Source organism: Streptomyces sp. SID14436, assembly GCF_010548465.1.
In the GTDB taxonomy this organism is placed as follows: Bacteria; Actinomycetota; Actinomycetes; order Streptomycetales; family Streptomycetaceae; genus Streptomyces.
On sequence record NZ_JAAGMD010000750.1, the window covers coordinates 1 to 3289 of the forward strand.

Here is a 3289-nt window from a genome sequence, read left to right on the forward strand (position 1 = left end):
GGGGGCGGAGGCACCCGTGACGCACCTGTGGCGTCCGCCGGAGGCCGTACCGCCCCTCCGGCCCCGCCGTGACGTGACCCCGGACCCCGACGCCGGATCCGGTGTCCCGGATCCTGGACCGGCGTCCCGCGTCCCGGACCGGCGGCTCCCGGACCGGCGACTCCCGGACCGGCGGCTCCGGGCCGGGTGCGCCGCATCCGACACACCGCACGCCAGGCACCGCACCGCACGCCAGGCACCGCACACCAGGCACCGCGCCTGCACACCGCGCACCGCACACCGACGCCCGCCTTCGGGCCCCAGGGGGAGCACCGCATGTCCGACACCGACACCGGCACCGGCACCGCCACCACCGCCCGCGCGCGTCTCGCCGACGCCCGCCTGTACCTGTGCACCGACGCCCGGACGCGGCAGGGGGACCTCCCGCAGTTCCTGGACGCCGTCCTGGCGGGCGGCGTCGACATCGTGCAGCTGCGGGACAAGGGGATGGAGGCGGCCGAGGAGCTGGAGCACCTCGCGGTGTTCGCCGAGGCGTGCGCACGGCACGGCAAGCTGCTCGCGGTCAACGACCGCGCCGACGTGGCCCACGCCGCCGGCGCCGACGTCCTCCACCTCGGCCAGGGCGACCTCCCCGTGCCCGCCGCCCGCGCGATCTTGGGGCCGGACGTCCTGATCGGCCGCTCCACCCACGCCGGGCCCGAGGCCGCGGCGGCCGCCGTCCAGGAGGGCGTGGACTACTTCTGCACCGGCCCCTGCTGGCCCACCCCGACCAAGCCCGGCCGCCACGCCCCCGGCCCGGACCTGGTCCGGTACGCGGCCGGCCTCGGCACGGCCCGCCCCTGGTTCGCCATCGGCGGCATCGACCTCGGCAACCTCGACGAGGTCCTGGACGCGGGCGCCCGCCGGGTGGTCGTCGTCCGCGCCCTCACCGAGGCGGACGACCCGGGCGCGGCGGCGGCTGAGTTCGCGAAGCGGCTGCGGCAGGCGGCGGCGGACGGTCCGGACGGGGGAGCCGCGCCCGGCGCGGAATGACCCCCTTTCGTCTCAGCACTGTCCAAAAGATGGACAACGAAGCGGCAATTCCGGCAAATCTCCCCCATTTGGTTGGGGGACCGACGCCCCCTGGCTAACCTGCCGGTATGGCCCTCGGAACCGCATCCACCAGGACCGACCGCGCACGCACCGTGCGCGACATGCTCGCCGGTGGCAAGACGACGTACTCCTTCGAGTTCTCGGCGCCGAAAACCCCCAAGGGCCAGCGGAACCTCTGGAGTGCGCTGCGCCGCGTCGAGGCCGTCGCCCCCGACTTCGTGTCGGTGACCTACGGTGCCGGCGGCTCCACCCGCGCGGGCACGGTGCACGAGACCGAGCAGATCGTCGCCGACACCACCCTCACGCCCGTCGCGCACCTGACCGCCGTCAACCACTCCGTCGCCGAACTGCGCAACATCATCGGCCAGTACGCCGACGCCGGGATCCGCAACATGCTCGCGGTGCGGGGCGACCCGCCCGGCGACCCGATGGGCGACTGGGTCGCCCATCCGCAGGGCCTGACCTACGCCGCCGAACTCGTCCGGCTCATCAAGGAGTCGGGCGACTTCTGCGTCGGCGTCGCCGCCTTCCCCGAGATGCACCCGCGGTCGGCCGACTGGGACACCGACGTGGCACACTTCGTCGACAAGTGCCGGGCCGGCGCCGACTACGCCATCACGCAGATGTTCTTCCAGCCGGAGTCCTACCTGCGGCTGCGTGACCGAGTCGACGCCGCGGGCTGCGAGACGCCCGTGATCCCCGAGGTCATGCCCGTGACCAGCGTGAAGATGCTGGAACGATTGCCAAAGCTGAGTAACGCCGTGTTCCCCGACACCTTGAAAGAGCGGATCCTCACAGCCAAGGACGATCCGGCGACGGTACGCTCCATCGGTATCGAGTTCGCAACGGAGTTCTGCGCGCGGCTGCTGGCCGAGGGAGTGCCCGGACTGCACTTCATCACGCTCAACAACTCCACGGCGACGCTGGAAATCTACGAGAACCTGGGCCTGCACCACCCACCGCGGGCCTAGACCGGTCGCACCGGTGTACGACACACTGCGTAGCGGCCACTGGGAGAGGGGCGTACATGGGCTGGACGGTCCTCTACATCGCGTTCGGCATCGTCGCGCTGTGGTTGCTCGGCGAGGTGCTGCTGCAGTACAAGGCGCGGCTGCGCTGGCGGCTGCTCGCCTTCGTGGGCTTCCTCGGTGTGGTGGTCGGCGTGCTGATCCCGTCCGTGGTCGTCATCGGTCTGGGCGCCGCCGCCTTCGCGGTCGGCCAGACCTACGTCACGCTGTCCTTCCGCCGCGGCTTCGCCGAGGGCTGGGCGGTCAACGCGCCCGGGCTGGCCGCCGTCAAGGGCCGCCGCGACGACCGTGACGAGCCGACCCTGGAGGTCTCCGACCTCGAGGCGTCCGGCGACGGCCACCCGGACGAGTCCGCCGACCGGCGTCACGACGACGCCTACGGCCAGGACGACGACTACGGCCGCGACGACGTGTTCACCCCCCGCGCGGACCGGCCCTCGGCGGCCGAGACCACCGCGGTCTACGAGCCCCAGCCGATGCCCGACGACACCGGCTCCTACGGCACCTACGGTGACACCGGCGGCTACGCCACCCCGTCCCAGGAGCCGTACCAGGACCAGTACGCCACCGCCGCCCAGGGCTACTCCTACGACTACTCCGGCTACGGCCAGCAGCAGGGCTACGACACCACCGGGCAGCAGCAGTACGCCGCCTACTCCGACCCGTACATCGGCTCCCCGACTTACGGCGGCACCTCCTACGACACCGGGTACACCGACGCGCAGGGCTACGGCCAGCAGACCTACGGCCAGGACGCCTACGCGGGCGGCTACGGCGGCGAGACCCCGGCCGGCGGGCTCTGGGTGCCGCAGCAGCGCACCGACGACACCTACGGCGGCGACCTCCCGCCCGAGCAGCCCTACCCGTACCAGGACAACCAGCAGGTCCCCGGCAACAGCCCCACCTACGGCAACGGGTACGACGAGCAGTACCGCTACTGACCGGCCCCGCGCCCCGACGCGGGCGCCGGTCGCGCGTCACCCGGGCCCGGCGGTCACTGCGAGCCGCGGAAGTCCGGCCCCTCCACGATCAGCCCGGCGACCAGCGCCCCCGACATCCCCGCGTGCGGCAGCCCGCCGCCGGGATGGGACCAGCCGCCGACCGTGAACAGGCCCGGCAGCCGCGTGCTGTTGGCCGCGTGCAGCAGCCGTCCGCCGGCCGCCGCCAGC

General features: G+C 73.2%; 3 protein-coding genes and 1 pseudogene. 3 read left to right on the forward strand and 1 reads right to left on the reverse strand.

What is annotated here, in order from left to right:
* Nucleotides 1–315 precede the first annotated feature (315 nt).
* The 3 genes from thiE (at nucleotide 316) to G3I53_RS27340 (ending at nucleotide 3061) form a co-directional block, all read left to right on the forward strand.
* The gene (gene thiE / locus G3I53_RS27330; RefSeq protein WP_164438885.1) at nucleotides 316–1032 is read left to right on the forward strand and encodes a thiamine phosphate synthase; all 717 of its coding nucleotides are present in this window, start codon (nucleotides 316–318) and stop codon (nucleotides 1030–1032) included.
* Nucleotides 1033–1139: 107 nt separating this feature from the next.
* The gene (gene metF, locus G3I53_RS27335) at nucleotides 1140–2063 is read left to right on the forward strand and encodes a methylenetetrahydrofolate reductase [NAD(P)H] (protein ID WP_164335029.1); all 924 of its coding nucleotides are present in this window, start codon (nucleotides 1140–1142) and stop codon (nucleotides 2061–2063) included.
* Between the two features lie 56 nt (nucleotides 2064–2119).
* Nucleotides 2120–3061 (forward strand): hypothetical protein, encoded by a 942-nt coding sequence (locus G3I53_RS27340; RefSeq protein WP_164335030.1) that lies wholly within the window; start codon nucleotides 2120–2122, stop codon nucleotides 3059–3061.
* Nucleotides 3062–3114: 53 nt separating this feature from the next.
* Here the strand turns inward: G3I53_RS27340 and G3I53_RS34195 are convergent.
* Nucleotides 3115–3289: pseudogene (locus G3I53_RS34195) on the reverse strand (NAD(P)/FAD-dependent oxidoreductase); the annotation flags it as partial.